Below are 15,709 nucleotides of genomic sequence, written 5' to 3'. Positions count from 1 at the left end.
CGAGGATGTCGCACAACGAGCCCGGACGCATCGGGCCACGGGTTCATTCGCCGCGTCCGCCTCAGGGCGGACGCGGCCCCCACGGATCAGCTGTCACTTCGCTTCCGGGTGGATCGGCCCGGCCGTGGTCATCAGGCGCTCGCCCCGGCCGCCCCAGCGCAACGAGATGATCTCCGCCGCGATCGACACCGCTGTCTCCTCCGGTGTCCGGGCACCGAGGTCGAGGCCGATCGGCGACGACAACGCCGACAGTTCCTGCTCGGTCATCCCCGCTTCCCGCAGGCGTTCCATCCGGTCGTCGTGTGTCCGGCGCGAGCCCATCGCGCCGATGTAGCCCAGATCGAGCCGCAACGCCACCTGCAGGACCGGCACGTCGAACTTCGGGTCGTGGGTCAGCACCGCGACCACTGTCCGCGCGTCCACCCGTCCCGCTTCGGCCTCCGCCTGCAGGTAGCGGTGCGGCCAGTCCACCACCACTTCGTCCGCTTCCGGGAACCGGCTCTTGGTCGCGAACACCGGCCGCGCGTCGCACACGGTCACCCGGTACCCGAGGAACGAGCCCAGCCGGGCCATCGCCGACGCGAAGTCGATCGCGCCGAAGACGAGCATCCGGGGCGGCGGCTCGAACGACGCCACGAACACCGCCATGCCCTCCCCCCGGCGCTGGCCGTCGGGGCCGTAGTGCATCGTGCCGGTCCGGCCGGTCGCCAGCATGCCGCGTGCGTCGTCGGCCACGGCGTCGTTCGTCCTCGACGAGCCGAGGTCGCCCGACACCCGGTCCGGCCAGACGATCATGCGCTTGCCCAGTCGGTCGGCGTCCGGGTGCTCGATCACCGTCGCCAACGCCACCGCCCGCTCCGAGCGGATGGACGCCGCCAGTTCCGGGAAGTCCGGGAAACTGTCCCGGCTGACCGGTTCCACGTAGACGTCCAGGATTCCGCCACAGGTCAACCCGACCGCGAAGGCGTCGTCGTCGCTGACGCCGTAGCGCTGCAGCACCGGCGTGCCGTCCGCGATCACCGTCTGGCCGAGGTCGTAGACCGCCCCTTCGACACAACCACCGGAGACGCTGCCGAAGGCCTCGTCCCGTTCGGTCACCATCATGGCCGCACCAGGCGAGCGCGGGGCCGAGCTGAAAGTGGCGACAACTGTCGCCAGCCCGACCTTCTCGCCTGCTTCGTAGCGCTTGACCAGTTCGTCGAGCACGTCACGCACGGCGTACCTCCACCAACAGTTCCTCCAACGTCGCCAGGCTGTGCCCGGCGAGCAGTTTCTCGATGTGCTTCTGCGCCACGACGATCCCCGACTGCACCGGGCGGTAGCCGTCCCGTCCCGCGTGCGGGTTCACCCAGAACACGGCATGTGCCAACCGGCGCAATCTCGCCATCTGTTCACCGAGCAGTCCCGGGTCGCCGCGCTCCCACCCGTCCGAGAACACCACGACGACCGCCTGCCGTGCCACACCGCGTTGGCCCCAACGGTCGAGGAAGACCCGTAGGCCCTCACCGAGCCGGGTACCACCCGCGAAGTCAGGCACCGCACGGGACGCCGCGGCCAGCGCGAGTTCCGGGTCACGCTGGCGCAGTTGACGGGAGACGCGAGTGAGCCGCGTGCCCATCGTGAACACCTCGGCATGAGTCCGCCGCGCGACCGCGTGCGCGAACCGCAGCAGTGCGTCGGCGTACGGGCTCATCGAGCCGGAGACGTCCACGAGCAGTACAACCCGCCGGGGTCGCTTTCCCTTCCGCCGATAACGCAATCTGATCGGTTCGCCGGTGGCTCGCATCTCCCGCAAGGTGCGGCGCGGGTCGAGTTCGCCGCGGCGATGCGGACGTTTCCGGTACGCGGAACGCATCGGCGGGTCGGGTCTCAGCAGGTTCATCAGCTCACGCAGGTGCGCTCGTTCCGCCGCGCTCAGATCGCTGATGTCCCGGTGGCGCAGCACTTCCGTGTCGCTCGCGGCCACACCGAGCTCGTCCGGTTCCGAGCCGGACTCCCCGGCTTGCTGCGCGGGCAGCATTGCCGCGATCACACTCGGTCGCGGTTGCGCCGTTGTGTTCCTCGGGGCGTGTTTGAGCGACCGGCTGGTGAACCACGCCTGGAACGCGTCGTCGTAGCGCGGCAAGTCGTCGGGTTCACCGCAGAGCGTCAGCCTGCCCGCCCAGTACAACTGGTCGGGCACCGTGAGGTCGATGTGCTCCACCGCTGCCAGATATGCCTGGACCCGCTCCGGCTCACACGCCAGCCCCGCCGCCCGCAGCGCCGCCGCGAAGCCGACGAGCCCAGGCACCGGGTCCACCAGTCACCCCGCCAGCAACGAATCGAGGTCCACTCGTACGCGGTCCGCGTCCTCGCGGTACTTCAGCACCGCCCCCAACGTGACAGCCGCTGCCTCCGCGTCGAGTTCGGTCCTGCCCAACGCCAGCAACGCCTCCGCCCAGTCGATGGTTTCCGCGACACCCGGCGGCTTCAGCAACTCGGCCGCCCTCAGCAGCCGCACGGCGTTCGCCACCTGCGCGGCCAGGCGGTCGGAGACGCCCGGCAGGCGCCGCTTGAGGATCCGCACCTCACGGGCCAGATCAGGGTGTTCGAGCCAGTGGTACAGGCATCGGCGCTTCAACGCGTCGTGCACCTCGCGGGTGCGGTTCGACGTGAGCACCACCAGTGGCGGCACCTGCGCGCGTACCTCCCCGATCTCGGGCAGGGTCACGGCGTTCTCGCTGAGCACTTCGAGCAGGAACGCCTCGAACTCGTCGTCCGCGCGGTCGATCTCGTCCACCAGCAGCACGCACGGCGCCTCACGCAACGCACGCAGCAGCGGCCGGGCCAGCAGGAAGCGTTCGGTGTAAAGCGACTGCTCGGCCGCGTCGGCGTCCAGGTCGCCCTTGGACGCCGCCTCCAGCGCCCGGAGGTGCAGCAGTTGCCTGGGGAAGTCCCAGTCGTACAGCGCCTGGGTGGCGTCGATCCCCTCGTGGCACTGCAACCGGATCAGGGGGACCCCGAGTGCCCGCGCCAGCGACGTCGCCAGCGAGGTCTTGCCTGTGCCCGGTTCGCCTTCGCAGAACAGCGGCCGGTGCATCCGCAGGGCCAGGAACGCGGCCGTGGCCAGCCCGTCGTCGGCCAGATAGCCGACGTCGCCGAGGGCTTCGGCCAGGTCCCGGGGTGCGGGCACGGAGATCCAGGTCACTCACTGAGGGTAGGTCAGGGTCGCCGGATCCGGGGACAACCAGGGCGGCGCCCCGATGTCCGGGAGGCGCCGCGATCGCATCCTTGACGCATGACGAACGAGATCTACACCCGCAAGCTCCGCCGCAGCCGCACTGACCGCATGGTCGCGGGCGTGTGCGGCGGGTGGGCACACGTTCTCGGCGTGGACACCGCCCTGCTGCGCATCCTGCTCGTCGCCGCGACGATCCTCGGTTTCGGCACCGGCGCGGTGCTCTACCTGATCTGCTGGGTCCTGATGCCGCAGGAGCCCGCACCCGAGTGGTGATCGCCGTCGTCACGCTACGAACGTGACGTGGAACACACCGCAGTTTTTTCCCGGCATCCGTGTATCCAGGCACAGGTCTACCGCTCTTGTGACAGCGAAGACCCGATCGACCTGGAGGGCACGATGAGCCGACCGCACGAGCCGGAGATCGCGGTTGTCCGCGATTCGCTGGCCGCGCTCGGCCAGCCCTGGCAGGCGGGGGAAACCCGGCTGAGCCTGCTCCCCGATCGGGCACGCCGGCTTCGACTCGGCGTGCCCATCCCGGACCAGGCCGACGTCGACGCGCGCACGGGCCAAGCCGAACGGCTGGCCGCGGAGGCGCTCGACGCCGTCGGGCGGCAGGTGGTCGCCGCAACCGCACCTGCGGCGACACTGCCGAAATCGTTCGACCTCGGTGACGTCGGCGGGCGCGACTTCGTGACCCCGGTCAAGGACCAGGGCGACTGCGCGGCCAGCGCGGCCTTCGGCGTGCTGGCCGCGCTGGAGACCACTGCGGCGTTCACCCGCGGTGTGCCCGGCCTGAACCTCGACCTCGCCGAGGCGCACCTCTTCCACGACCACGCGGCCGAACGCGGCTACACCAGCGAATCCGGCGCGTGGCCCGCGGACCTGCTCGCCGACGCGGTCCGCGTCGGCGTCACCTTCGAGGACTACTTCCCGTACCAGGACAACGGTTCCGGCACGGCCAACCCCGACTGGCCGAACCGGCTGGCCAAGGCCGCCGGCGTGACCGACCTGACCGGCAGACCCGCCGCGATCAAGCAGCACATCTTCGGATACGGCGCCGTGGCAGCGTGTTTCGTCGTCCACGACGACTTCTTCCACTACCGCGCGGGCGTCTACAAGCCGACGACGGACCGGATCGCCGGTGGCCACTGCGTGGCGCTGGTCGGCTGGGACGACGACGCGCAGTGCTGGATCGCCAAGAACTCGTGGGGCACCGGCTGGGGCGAGAACGGCTTCTTCCGGATCGGCTACGGCGAGTGCTTCATCGAGGACTACCCCAGCCCGCGTCCGTCGGTCCTCGGCTGCACGGCAGTGCACCTGCGGGCCTGGCTGCCGGCTCAGCGCGCGCTGCGCCTGTTCGCCACGGCCAACGACGCCAACGGCTGGGCGTACCTGGAGAACCTCGGCTGGACACATCTGGCCGGTGGGCCGCACAGCACCACGAACAAGCTCGCGATGCTGACGCACGCCCGCGCGAGTGACCACCCGGTCACCCCGTTCATCAACGGCAACGAACTTTCCACAGTGCAAATCGACCAGTTGATCGTCTAGAGATGGCACCGAGACGGGCCGAGGGGGGCCGCACAACGGAGGTGGTGGCCGGCAGCTCGAGGGGGGTTGCCGGTCACCGTCTCCACACCGAGGAGACAACACCCAATGGGACTCGCCGGATTTGCCGAGGGGAAATCGGGGGAGCCGGGGGGATGGGGACGGCGTGGGCCGGCCGGGCGAACAGCCCGGGCCGGCCTGCGCCACGTCGATCCGGGCCACGTCGATCCGGGCCACGTCGATCCGGGCCACGTCGATCTGCGTCACACCGCGGCACGCCACCTCGGCCGAAATGTCCCCCGAGCGGGCGAGTGGCGATGAACTGCCTGATCACGGTCGGTTCACAGACGCCGTTACGCACCTACGAGATAGGCTATTCGGGTGAGTTATGTATCCAGACGGCATCTCGCCGGTCATGTACTTCACGATGGTCGCGATACTTCCGTCGCCAGCTGAAGGACGACACCCAGAACGGGGTGGGCGTGGTGACTGACGTTCGAACCGCGGAAGCGGACCCACCATGGGAGGGTCTGCACGGCGCCGAGCGCTATGCGGTGTGCTTGCACGCGGCGAGAACAGGCAGCCGGATCGCGCGAGCAACCCTGGTCAAGGACCTCACGCCGTTGGTGTGGCACGTCGCACGGGGCAACGGCCTCGACCGCACCAGCGCCGAAGACGTCGTGCAGACAGTCTGGCTCGCGCTGTTCAGCCACATCGACTCGCTGGCCGAGCCGAAAGCCCTGGCGAGCTGGCTGATCACCACCACCCGCAGGGAAGCACAGCGGGCACGCACAAAGGGCGCGAACGACCTGCCGCTCAGCGACGAGATGGCCGAGCAGCTGCCGAGCACCCAGCCGCAACCGGAAGACGAGGCACTCCGCGCGGACCGCGACACCAGGCTGTGGCGCGCGTTCGGCGAGCTGCCGGAGAAGTGCCAGGAACTGCTCAGGCTGACCGTACTCGCGGGGCGGACCGAGTACCGCCTGGTAGCCGAGGCCATGCAGATGAAGCGTGGCAGCATCGGCCCGACACGAGGACGCTGCCTGAACACGCTGAGGGAGCTCTTGGACACCGAAGGGGGCGGCGGATGACGAAGATCGATCCGACGGGAGGTCAGGCGTATCCCGACGACGAGATCCTCGCGGACCTGGACAAGATGATCGACGAGTTCGACCCGCCCCCGGCGGGACTGGTTGAACGGATCCAGTTCGCGATCGCCCTGGAAGACCTGGACGTGGAAGTGGCGCGCTGGGTGCGAGCCGACTCGCTGGCCGGAGTGCGCGGCGGCGACCAGGGAACGATCACGTTCACGGTGAGCGACCTGACAGTGATGATCAACCTGACCAGGATCGGCGAGAACAACCGGATCGACGGCTGGCTGGTGCCCGCAGGCGAGCACGCCGTGGAGGTCCGGGTAGCCGAGCACGGCTCACGTGAGACGACCGCCGACGAAGGCGGCCGGTTCGTCCTGGACGGCGTCCCCCGTGGGACAACGCAGATCATCATTCAGCTCGACGGCCCGCCAGCACGGACAGTGGTCACGCCGACAGTCCTGCTTTAGCTTCAGAGCGTCTTCGTAGTCGGTGGGCCCAGCTTCACATGCATGCCAACGCGAGGTTGCTGTGCAGTTTGGACGGAGTTGACGTTCGCGTCTCGGCTTGCGCACCAGCGCGGGCCAGCGACGTGCGCGCCAGCGTAGAGGGGTGGTTCGGGGGTGCTCCTGCCCGTCGGCCTGGGCTACGCCAACCACGGACTGTCAGGAGGTCCGCCCACGTCTCTCGCGGCCATCAGCGCAGGCCCAACGGACCTCTTGACAGTCCGTGGTTCCCTCCGGGCAGGTCGACGGGCAGGAGCACCCGCGCATCGAAGGACACACACCTGGGGCCCGAGCCGTGGAAACGAAGGACACCGAACACAAGCTCCTGCCCCGAGGTCTGCTCCCGGCGAGGGACATCTTGTTCCGTGCACTGAACCGCAGCGTTCGACACACCGGGGCATAGCTGGGATGTGAGCACGGAACAAGCGGGTCCCTCGCCGGGAGGCAGACCTCAAGGCAGGAGCCGAGGGTGTGTGTTCTTCCTGCCGGATGCTTGAACTCCTCGGTGTGTGTACTGAGAGGCGTGGGCGCTCCTCTGCGCTAACGCGCACGCCGCTCAGGGCTGGCTACCGCTTAGACTGCTCGGCTGGTCCTGCGCTTGCGCGCTCGCCGTGGTGGGCTGGGCTACCGCTTGATCGCCGGGTGACCTCGCTCGGGCCGGAAATGGACCGTCCACGCTGGCGCACTCGTCGCCTTGGCTGGCTACTGCTCAACCGATCGGACAACTTTTGTCCGACCAACTGATGGACCGGTCACCGTTGGCGCGCTCGCCGTGGTGGGTTGGGTGTCGCTTCACCGGGCAGGCAATGCCGGGCAAGCCGTTGTGGGCTTGGTTCTGCGCTTGTGTGTTAGCCGCAGTGGGCGGGTTTCTGTTGGTGTGCAAGTCGTTTGTGGCTGGTCTTTGTGAGCGCTCGCGGGTGGGCGCGCCTCCTAGGATCTTTCTTGGCAGGTCTTCTCAGGCTTTGACCAGGCGGGACAGGCTCTCCGGCAGCTTCGCTGGGTGGATGACGCCGAGTCGTTGGGTTGCCCGGGTCAGCGCGACGTACAGGTCATTCGCGCCTCGGGGGGAGTCGCCGAGGATTCGGGCGGGGTCCACTACCAGAACCGAGTCGAACTCCAGGCCCTTTGCCTGCCAGACAGTCAGCACCGATACCTGGCTCTCCAGGTCGACGTCCGGCGCCGCACCGCTGAACCCGGCTGGCACGATCACCGCCAGTCGGCCGTCGCCGATTTCCGCTGCTTCCTTCGCGATGATCTCCGGCAGCCGTGCTTCCATGTCGGAAACCTCCCTGTGCCAGGGATCCACTCCGGCGTCACGAACTGATGTCGGTGCTTCCACGTCTGGGCCGAGTACGTCCGCGGCGACTGCCATGATCTCCGATGGCGTGCGGTAGTTGACCGTCAGGTGTTCCATTCGCCAGCGGTCTTCGACATAGGGCTCCAGTACCGTCTCCCACGAGGTTGTTCCCGCTGGGTCCCCCGTTTGGGCCACGTCTCCCACCAGCGTCATGGATCTGCTGGGGCACCTGCGCATCAGGACACGCCAGGCCATCGCCGACAGTTCCTGCGCCTCGTCCACGATCACGTGTCCGAAGGTCCACTCGCGGTCGTCCGCGGCGCGTTCGGCCGCTGTCCTGTGGTCGATTTCCCCGTGTCGTCCAGCCAGTCTTCCCGCGTCGATCAGGTCCGTCGCCATCAGGATTTCCGGGTCGGCTTCGTCGTGCAGGTCGAGGATGTCGAGTACGCCGCTGGCGTAGTCGATCTCCTCCTGTTGCCTGCGTGCCTCGGCTGCCTTGGCTTTCGAGTCGTCGACACCCAGCAGTTCCGCTGCTTCGTCGAGCAGTGCCGCGTCCGCTACCGTCCAGCCGCCTGGTTGTCTTCTCAGTTCCGGGAAGGCGGGCGCGGCCGAGGCGAGCAGTTCCGGCGATTCGAACAGGTCCGCCAGCAGCTCCTGCGGGGTCAGGATCGGCCACAGCCAGTCGATCGCCTCCTGCACCTCGGGTGACTCGCCCAGTTCGCGCTTGATCTCCTCGATGTCGGCGTCTTCGAGCAGGTTCGCCCCGCCCAACGGGTCCGAGCCGATCCGGTCGGCGTACTGGCGGGCGAGCGCGTCCAGGATCGTCGGCACGATCAGCGGCTTGGCCTTGTTGTGCACGCGCCGCGAGCGCCGCGCCACCGCACGGGCCTGCACGCAGGTTTTCTTGTCCAGCTTGAGGGTTTCGCGCTCGAACTCGATCTCCAGGAAGTCGTCGGGCACCCGCTGGCGGTCGCGCACGGCTGCCTTGAGCACGTCGACCATCGCGATCCGGCCCTTGATCTCGGCCACGTGCACGGGTTCCGTCCGGTCCGGCTCCACCCCGGGGAACAGTTCGCCCACTGTGGACAGCAGGACACCCGTCTCGCCGAGCGACGGCAGCACTTGGCCGATGTAGCGCAGGAAAGTCGCGTTCGGGCCGACGACGAGCACGCCGCGCCGGGACAACTGCTCGCGGTAGGTGTACATCAGGTAGGCCGCGCGGTGCAGCGCGACCGCGGTCTTCCCCGTCCCCGGGCCGCCTTGCACGACGAGGACGCCGTTCAGGCCGGACCGGATGATCTTGTCCTGTTCCGCCTGGATGGTCTGGACGATGTCGTTCATCCGGCCGGTGCGGTTGGCGTTCACCGCGGCGAGCAACGCCGCCTCGCCGGTCAGGCCTTCGTGCCGGGTCGGGTCCGCGGCGTCGAGGTCGAGCACCTCGTCGTCGATCGCGGTGACCTTGCGCATGCTCGTGCGGATGTGCCTGCGGCGGCGCACGCCGTCCGGCGCCGCGGCGGTCGCCAGGTAGAACGGGCGGGCGGCGGGGGCGCGCCAGTCCATCAGCAGCGGCTCGTAGTCGTCGTCCTCGTCGAATATGCCGATCCGGCCGATGTGCTGGTGCGAGGCGTCGTCGAAATCGAGACGGCCGAAACACAACCCGTTCTCGACAGCGTTGTATTGCGCCAACTGCTGGGAGTACATGACGTTCGCGGCTTCCCGCTCGGTGCGCGCCTGCGGGGTGCCGCTGGAATCCTTGAGCACCTTGGCCAACTGCCCGGCGGTCCGCGTGCGCAGATCGTCCAGACGGCCGTACAGCATCGACACGACCTGTTGTTCGAGCTCAATTTCCCCGCTTGACAACCCGCATTCCCTTCGCTATTATCTCGCTATAGCTTAAATCGCTGCCGGTTCCTCGTGTGCCGCGAACGCCCACAATAGCATTCGTTATTGCGGATCGCACTAAGCTTTCCCCATGGAAGACGAAGGGCCTTCGCCCAATACCGGTGTCGCCCGGCTGGTCGTCCTGCTGTGCGCGTTCGGGCTGGCCACCGTCGGCGCGTTCAGCGCCTTCTTCGCCACGGAGATCCTCGCCGCCGTACTCGGCTCCACCACCCGCCCCAGCACAGGCTCGTTGGTCCTGTGCGCGCTCGTGCCGATCGCGGCGGCAGTGGGATCGGTCGTGGTTTCCATCCGTGTCAAGGCAATGGGCAAAGTACTGGCGCTGGGCTGCGGCACGCTGATCCTCGGCGCGATGGCGACAACGCTGCTGATGGTGCTCATCGCGGCGTGACCGTCAGGGCTTGAGACCACGCAACGCCGTGTCCACGACCAGATCGACGTACTCGTGCGTCAACGGCCCGGTGCGCTGCACCCACCGGTTGAGGATCGGCCCGAACAGCAAGTCGACCGCCACGTCGAGATCGACATCCTCGCTCATCTGCCCGGCCCGCTGCGCGGCACGCAAGCGGTCGCGCTTCAACTCCCGCATCGGCTCGTCCAGCCGAGTCGCATAGTCCGCCGCCAGAACGGGATCGTGCACGATCTCGGTGTGCAGCGCGCGCATGGGCAGGTCGAAACCCGGGTCCTGCAACTCGTCGACGGTGGCGCGCAGCACCAGTTTCAGGTCGGCGGCCAGGTCGCCGGTGTCGGGCAGCGCCCCGTCCTGCTGGTCCGTGGTGAGCGAGAGGAAGGCGTCGAAGAGGATCGACCCCTTCGACGGCCACCAGCGGTAGATCGTCTGCTTGCCGACGCCCGCGGCCGTGGCGATGCCCTCGATCGTGAGCTTCGCGTACCCCACCCTGCCGACCAGGTCGAGCGCGGCGGTGAGGATGGCTCGCCGTGCGGTCTCGCTGCGGCGACTGGCGTCAGGAGTGGCCTTCTGTGACACAGACCGCATCCTAACAAATAGCGAGACGAGACGGTCCGTCTTGACATGTTCGCGCAACAGTGTACTGTTCACCGCATGACGAGACGGAACGGTTCGTCTCGCCAGCGAAGGGACCACGAATGACCACCTCAGGCGCCACCGACTCCCGTGTCTGGTTCATCACCGGCGCAAGCCGCGGTCTCGGCCGCGCCTTCACCGAGGCCGCGCTCGCGGCCGGTGACCGGGTCGTCGGCGCGGCACGGGACGTCACCCCGCTCGACGACCTCGTCGAGCAGCACCCGGACCGCGTCCTCGCCCTGTCCTTGGACGTGACGGACCGCGCGGCCGTCTTCGACGTCGTCGGCAAGGCGGTCCAGCACTTCGGCAGACTCGACATCGTCGTGAACAACGCCGGAGCGCTGTTCGCCGGGATGATCGAGGAGTTCACCGAAGCCCAGGCCCGCGCCCAGCTGGAGCTGAACTTCTTCGGCGCGCTCTGGGTCAACCAGGCCGTCATGCCGCAGCTGCGGACCCAGCGCAGCGGGCACGTCGTGCAGATCTCCAGCATCGGCGCGCTCGGCGGCTTCCCCAGCACCGGGCTCTACAGCGCCAGCAAGTTCGCGCTGGAGGGCATGAGCGAAGCACTGGCAGCGGAGGCGGCCCAGTTCGGCGTACGGGTCACCATCGTGCAGCCGGGCGGCTACTGGACGGACCTCTACACCAGCAGCACGGCGACCACCCCGAACCCCGTCTACGACCCGCTGCGCGAAGAACTGGCCAAGCAGTGGGCGGAGGGATCGATCGACAGCGAACCGCGACTGGCTGCCGAAGCGGTGCTCAAACTCGTCGACAGCGACAACCCGCCGCTGCGCCTGCTGCTCGGCAGCATGGTCTACGACCTCGCGTTCGACATCTCCAAGCAGCGCATGGACACCTGGGCCGGCTGGGAAGACGTCAGCCGTGCGGCCGAGAAAGCCGTTCCCGCACCGAACTGACCGCCGTGCTCACGACCTCGCCGCCGGCACGCGAAAAAGCGCTGCGCCCCAAGGAGATTTCCCTGGGGCGCAGCGCTGGTGTTCTGCTACCTACCTCGCGGTGGCGGACTCGATCAGAAGTCCATGCCGCCGGTCGGGTCGCCGGCCGGGGCCGCAGCGGCCTTCTCCGGCTTGTCGGCCACGACAGCCTCGGTGGTCAGGAACAGCGCCGCGATCGAAGCCGCGTTCTGCAGCGCCGACCGGGTCACCTTGGCCGGGTCGAGGATGCCCGCGTCGATCAGGTTGCGGTACTCGCCGGTGGCGGCGTCCAGGCCCTCGCCCTGCTTGAGGCCCTTGACCTTCTCCACCACGACGCCACCCTCGAGGCCGGCGTTGATGGCGATCTGCTTCAGCGGCGCCTCGACGGCGACCCTGACGATGTTGGCACCGGTGGCCTCGTCGCCCGTCAGCTTCAGACCGGCGAACGCCTCCTGGGCAGCCTGCAGCAGAGCCACGCCACCACCGGCGACGATGCCCTCCTCCACGGCGGCCTTGGCGTTGCGCACAGCGTCCTCGATGCGGTGCTTGCGCTCCTTGAGCTCGACCTCGGTGGCCGCGCCCGCCTTGATCACCGCGACACCGCCGGCCAGCTTGGCCAGGCGCTCCTGCAGCTTCTCGCGGTCGTAGTCCGAGTCGCTCTTCTCGATCTCCGCACGGATCTGGTTGACGCGGCCCTGGATCTGCTCGGCGTCACCCGCACCCTCGACGATCGTGGTCTCGTCCTTGGTCACGACGACCTTGCGGGCCTTGCCCAGCAGCGTGATGTCGGCGTTGTCCAGCTTGAGGCCCACGTCCTCGCTGATGACCTGGCCGCCGGTCAGGGTGGCCATGTCCTGCAGCATCGCCTTGCGGCGGTCACCGAAGCCGGGCGCCTTGACGGCGACGGACTTGAAGGTGCCGCGGATCTTGTTCACGACCAGGGTCGCCAGGGCCTCGCCCTCGACGTCCTCGGCGATGATCAGCAGCGGCTTGCCGCCCTGCATGACCTTCTCCAGCAGCGGGAGCAGGTCCTTGACGTTCGAGATCTTGGAGCCGAACAGCAGGATGTACGGGTCCTCGAGGACCGCTTCCTGACGCTCGGGGTCGGTCACGAAGTAACCGGAGATGAAGCCCTTGTCGAAGCGCATGCCTTCGGTGAGCTCCAGCTCGAGCCCGAGGGTGTTGCTCTCCTCGACGGTGATGACGCCTTCCTTGCCGACCTTGTCCAGCGCCTCGGCGATCAGCTCGCCGATCGTGGTGTCAGCGGCGGAGATGGAGGCCGTGGCAGCGATCTGCTCCTTGGTCTCGATCTCCTTGGCGACCTTGTGCAGCTGCTCGGTGATGGCCTCGACGGCCTGCTCGATGCCGCGCTTGAGCGACAGCGGGTCCGCACCGGCGGCCACGTTGCGCAGGCCCTCGCGCACGAGCGCCTGGGCGAGCACAGTGGCCGTGGTGGTGCCGTCACCGGCTACGTCATCGGTCTTCTTGGCGACCTCTTTGACGAGCTCGGCCCCGATCTTCTCCCACGGGTCCTCGAGCTCGATCTCCTTGGCGATGGAGACGCCGTCGTTGGTGATGGTCGGCGCGCCCCACTTCTTCTCGAGCACGACGTTCCGGCCCCTCGGGCCGAGCGTCACCTTGACGGCGTCGGCGAGGGTGTTCAGGCCGCGCTCGAGTCCGCGGCGCGCGTCCTCGTCAAACGCGATCAGTTTGGCCATTGCGGTGTGTCCTCCGCCTGCTTGCTTACGTTGGGGTCGTGAGGCACTGCCCCACGACGAACACTGCTCAGCCAGGTGTGGCGCCCGCGACGGACGACCGAGGGGTGACCCGGTCTCACCATCCCGACTAGCACTCAACTCTAGCGAGTGCTAACACGTGTTTAGCACTCGACGTGGACGAGTGCAAGAAACGCAGGTCAGCCGGTTGGGATCCCGGAGAGGTTGGTGAGGGTCGGCAGCGTCCGCCGGGTCGTCACGGTGCCGCTCGACGGGCGCTTGGTGGTGCTCGACGGGTTCTCGCCGACGGGGATCTGCGGCTTGGACGTGGTGTCGTCCTGGCCACCGCCGCCCCCGTTGCCGCTGCCGCCGTTGCTCGTCAGCAGGATGACGACCAGCACGACGACGGCGATCGCGACGAGACCGACCAGCACGGGCACCAGCCACCGCTTGCCGCCCTTGTCGGACGTGAACGCCGACGAGCCGACCGGTGTCGGCGGGCGCACCCGGTGGAAATCCCCCGGGCCCGGCGGCTGTTGGGGCTGCTGAGGTGGCTGTTGCTGCTGCGCCTGGACGGGCTGGCCCTGCGCGGGCCGGTACGCCTGCTGCTGGGGCGGCGGCGTGGGCTGCGCGGTCGCCGCACGCGGCGGCTCGCTGCGCGCCGCCTGCTGCAGCGCCTGGCGTGCCGCGCCGATCAGCGCCTTGCAGTCCGGGTAGCGGACCTTCGGGTCCTTGGCCATGCCGCGGCGGATCACCTCGTCGATCGGCTGCGGCAACGCGACGATCCCGGTGACCGCCGGCGGGTCGAGGTTGAGGTGCCCCTGGATGACCTCGGGGACCTTGCCCTGGTACGGCGGCCGCCCGGTCAAGCACGCGAACAGCACGCACGCCAGCGAATAGGCGTCCGTGCGACCGTCCACCGGCTCACCGCGCAGGTGCTCCGGCGCGGCGTACGTCGGCGAACCGAGGAAGTCCCCGCTGCGGGTCCGGTGACCGGTGGCGCCGCGCCTGGTCAGGCCGAAGTCGGCGAGGTAGACGTGTTCGGTCGAGGTCTCCCTGCTCGTGACCAGCACGTTCGCCGGTTTGACGTCCAGGTGCACCAGGCCGCGGTCGTGCAGCGTGTCCAGCGCCTCGGCGACCTGCCCGAGCAGCGAGAGCGTGCGCTCCGGCGCGATCGGGCCGTCGCGGATGATGCTGGCCAGGTCGGAGCCGTCGACCAGGCGCATGGCGATGTAGAGCAGGCCGTCGACCTCACCGAAGTCGTACAGCGGCACGACGTTGGCGTGGTCGATCGCGGAGGTGTTTCTCGCCTCGTCGACGAACCGCTCCCGGAACTCCGCGTCCTCACCCAGGTGCTCGCCGATGACCTTGAGGGCCACCTTGCGACCGAGCCGGACGTCGGTGGCCTTGTACATGACGCTCATGCCGCCACGGCCAAGCACACCGTCGATCCGGTAATGCCCTAGGCGACGCCCGGTGAGGTCCTCCGACACGGAGCGCAGCCTAACGTCCGCCCGGATGCGCACGTGGGCGTATCCGCTGATTTGACTGTCCTCGCGGTGCGAGGACGGGTTTGGTCGCCGGAAGCCGAGCGTTGCCACCCCGCCCCACGCGACCGGCATCTTCGCCGTGACCTGCTCACCAGCCGGGCTGGGGCGATGCCGGGCGTGTTGCGTGGCGTCAACGACCGGCGCGACCAAACCGGCACCGGTACGACCAAACCAGTCACCCGTCGGCTTCCGTCAGGAGCTCAGGGCCGCGATCATGCTCTGGGGTTTGCGCGTCTGGGTGAGCACCTGGCCCGGGCCGGCGAAGTCGAGCAGCAGCCCCTCGCCGGTGCGCATCGACTGCGGCACCGACTGGCTGGCCGCGCGCAACCGGGTCTGGGTGCCCTCGGTGTAGGCCACGAGACAGGCCGGTGTGACGGTGATCGCGGCACCCGGCTCCAGGTTGACCACGTCGAGCGCGCCGCACGAGGCGAGCACCACGGAGCCCTGGCCGGACACGTGGTCGAGGAAGCCCGTCTCGGCGCCGAACATCGGCCGGAAGGCCTGCCAGGCCGAGTCGTACCGGATCGTGCTCGACGCGGCCAGTGAGACGCCCCGAGTCACGCACCAGCCCGTGATGCCCTCCAGTTCGAGCGTGTACACCTCGCCGGGCAACGCCGGGGCCACGTCGACCCACCCGCCTTCCGGCGGCGCGGTGAACAGCGTCGGGTGCGCGCGCTTGCCTCGCGCACCGCCCTTGGGCCGCACGTCGATCTGCACGCCGTAGCTCGCCGAGAGCATCAGGTCGTAGTCGGCCTGGATCGCCTCGCTCGGCGCGAGCAGCAGCCTGGCCACGCCGTACGCAGGGGTGTGTCGGGTCCGGACCTGCAACGTTCCCCTCCGAAGATCAGCCTGCGTCGCGTCGAGAGTCTCGCACGTCACGCACTCGTCACTATGTCGTTGCTG

At 68.6% G+C, this 15,709-nt stretch carries 14 protein-coding genes; 6 read left to right on the top strand and 8 right to left on the bottom strand.

Annotation, left to right across the window (positions count from 1 at the left end):
* Nucleotides 1–93 precede the first annotated feature (93 nt).
* The 3 genes from AOZ06_RS02790 to AOZ06_RS02780 are packed head-to-tail and all read right to left on the bottom strand — an operon-like array spanning nt 94 to nt 3,187.
* The gene (locus AOZ06_RS02790; protein ID WP_054287966.1) at nt 94–1,215 is read right to left on the bottom strand and encodes an XdhC family protein; all 1,122 of its coding nucleotides are present in this window, start codon (nt 1,213–1,215) and stop codon (nt 94–96) included.
* Entirely contained in the window at nt 1,208–2,302 is a 1,095-nt protein-coding gene (locus tag AOZ06_RS02785) for a vWA domain-containing protein (protein ID WP_054287965.1), read from the bottom strand. Before AOZ06_RS02785 ends, AOZ06_RS02790 begins: the two co-directional genes overlap by 8 nt.
* The gene (locus AOZ06_RS02780; protein ID WP_417999931.1) at nt 2,303–3,187 is read right to left on the bottom strand and encodes an AAA family ATPase; all 885 of its coding nucleotides are present in this window, start codon (nt 3,185–3,187) and stop codon (nt 2,303–2,305) included.
* Nucleotides 3,188–3,277: 90 nt separating this feature from the next.
* On the opposite strand from AOZ06_RS02780, the gene AOZ06_RS02775 reads away from it, so the two are divergent.
* The 4 genes from AOZ06_RS02775 to AOZ06_RS02760 all read left to right on the top strand — a co-directional run bounded on the left by AOZ06_RS02775 (nt 3,278) and on the right by AOZ06_RS02760 (nt 6,329).
* A complete protein-coding gene (locus AOZ06_RS02775; protein ID WP_054287964.1) occupies nt 3,278–3,493 on the top strand; it encodes a PspC domain-containing protein in 216 nt (71 codons plus the stop codon).
* A gap of 123 nt (nt 3,494–3,616) precedes the next feature.
* A complete protein-coding gene (locus AOZ06_RS02770) occupies nt 3,617–4,771 on the top strand; it encodes a C1 family peptidase (RefSeq protein WP_054287963.1) in 1,155 nt (384 codons plus the stop codon).
* A gap of 482 nt (nt 4,772–5,253) precedes the next feature.
* A complete protein-coding gene (locus AOZ06_RS02765) occupies nt 5,254–5,859 on the top strand; it encodes an RNA polymerase sigma factor (RefSeq protein WP_054296377.1) in 606 nt (201 codons plus the stop codon).
* The gene (locus tag AOZ06_RS02760; RefSeq protein WP_054287962.1) at nt 5,856–6,329 is read left to right on the top strand and encodes a hypothetical protein; all 474 of its coding nucleotides are present in this window, start codon (nt 5,856–5,858) and stop codon (nt 6,327–6,329) included. The genes AOZ06_RS02765 and AOZ06_RS02760 overlap by 4 nt, the downstream gene beginning before the upstream one ends.
* A gap of 991 nt (nt 6,330–7,320) precedes the next feature.
* On the opposite strand, the gene AOZ06_RS02755 is transcribed toward AOZ06_RS02760, so the two are convergent.
* Nucleotides 7,321–9,480, bottom strand: a complete 2,160-nt coding sequence (locus tag AOZ06_RS02755; protein WP_083472545.1) for a HelD family protein — start codon at nt 9,478–9,480, stop codon at nt 7,321–7,323.
* A gap of 154 nt (nt 9,481–9,634) precedes the next feature.
* Here AOZ06_RS02755 and AOZ06_RS02750 point away from each other — a divergent pair, with 154 nt between their 5' ends.
* Nucleotides 9,635–9,952, top strand: coding sequence for a hypothetical protein (locus AOZ06_RS02750; protein ID WP_054287960.1), 318 nt, complete (start codon nt 9,635–9,637; stop codon nt 9,950–9,952).
* Between the two features lie 3 nt (nt 9,953–9,955).
* Here the strand turns inward: AOZ06_RS02750 and AOZ06_RS02745 are convergent, their stop codons facing one another.
* On the bottom strand, nt 9,956–10,558 hold the full coding sequence (locus AOZ06_RS02745) for a TetR/AcrR family transcriptional regulator (protein ID WP_054287959.1): 603 nt from the start codon (nt 10,556–10,558) through the stop codon (nt 9,956–9,958).
* A 110-nt stretch (nt 10,559–10,668) separates the two neighbouring features.
* Here AOZ06_RS02745 and AOZ06_RS02740 point away from each other — a divergent pair, with 110 nt between their 5' ends.
* Nucleotides 10,669–11,523 (top strand): SDR family oxidoreductase, encoded by an 855-nt coding sequence (locus AOZ06_RS02740; protein WP_054287958.1) that lies wholly within the window; start codon nt 10,669–10,671, stop codon nt 11,521–11,523.
* 113 nt (nt 11,524–11,636) lie between these two features.
* Here the strand turns inward: AOZ06_RS02740 and groL are convergent, their stop codons facing one another.
* The 3 genes from groL to AOZ06_RS02725 all read right to left on the bottom strand — a co-directional run bounded on the left by groL (nt 11,637) and on the right by AOZ06_RS02725 (nt 15,685).
* Nucleotides 11,637–13,259 carry a chaperonin GroEL gene (gene groL / locus AOZ06_RS02735; protein WP_054287957.1) on the bottom strand — a complete coding sequence of 541 codons (1,623 nt, stop codon included), beginning with the start codon at nt 13,257–13,259 and terminating at the stop codon, nt 11,637–11,639.
* A 197-nt stretch (nt 13,260–13,456) separates the two neighbouring features.
* Nucleotides 13,457–14,749, bottom strand: a complete 1,293-nt coding sequence (locus tag AOZ06_RS02730) for a serine/threonine-protein kinase (protein WP_083472544.1) — start codon at nt 14,747–14,749, stop codon at nt 13,457–13,459.
* 249 nt (nt 14,750–14,998) lie between these two features.
* Nucleotides 14,999–15,685 (bottom strand): AIM24 family protein, encoded by a 687-nt coding sequence (locus AOZ06_RS02725; protein ID WP_335338358.1) that lies wholly within the window; start codon nt 15,683–15,685, stop codon nt 14,999–15,001.
* Between the last annotated feature and the right edge of the window lie 24 nt (nt 15,686–15,709).

It is taken from the genome of Kibdelosporangium phytohabitans, assembly GCF_001302585.1.
GTDB lineage: Bacteria > Actinomycetota > Actinomycetes > Mycobacteriales > Pseudonocardiaceae > Kibdelosporangium > Kibdelosporangium phytohabitans.
Note: the sequence above shows the minus strand (reverse complement) of the source record. Positions and strands in the feature narration are given on the sequence as shown.

What these genes read in the sequence shown, in the direction of transcription:
- AOZ06_RS02740 (WP_054287958.1), top strand. Translation starts at nt 10,669, where the DNA reads ATGACCACCTCAGGCGCCACCGACTCCCGTGTCTGGTTCATCACCGGC.
- AOZ06_RS02745 (WP_054287959.1), bottom strand. Translation starts at nt 10,558, where the DNA reads ATGCGGTCTGTGTCACAGAAGGCCACTCCTGACGCCAGTCGCCGCAGC.
- AOZ06_RS02755 (WP_083472545.1), bottom strand. Translation starts at nt 9,480, where the DNA reads ATGCTGTACGGCCGTCTGGACGATCTGCGCACGCGGACCGCCGGGCAG.
- AOZ06_RS02775 (WP_054287964.1), top strand. Translation starts at nt 3,278, where the DNA reads ATGACGAACGAGATCTACACCCGCAAGCTCCGCCGCAGCCGCACTGAC.
- AOZ06_RS02760 (WP_054287962.1), top strand. Translation starts at nt 5,856, where the DNA reads ATGACGAAGATCGATCCGACGGGAGGTCAGGCGTATCCCGACGACGAG.
- groL (WP_054287957.1), bottom strand. Translation starts at nt 13,259, where the DNA reads ATGGCCAAACTGATCGCGTTTGACGAGGACGCGCGCCGCGGACTCGAG.
- AOZ06_RS02750 (WP_054287960.1), top strand. Translation starts at nt 9,635, where the DNA reads ATGGAAGACGAAGGGCCTTCGCCCAATACCGGTGTCGCCCGGCTGGTC.
- AOZ06_RS02770 (WP_054287963.1), top strand. Translation starts at nt 3,617, where the DNA reads ATGAGCCGACCGCACGAGCCGGAGATCGCGGTTGTCCGCGATTCGCTG.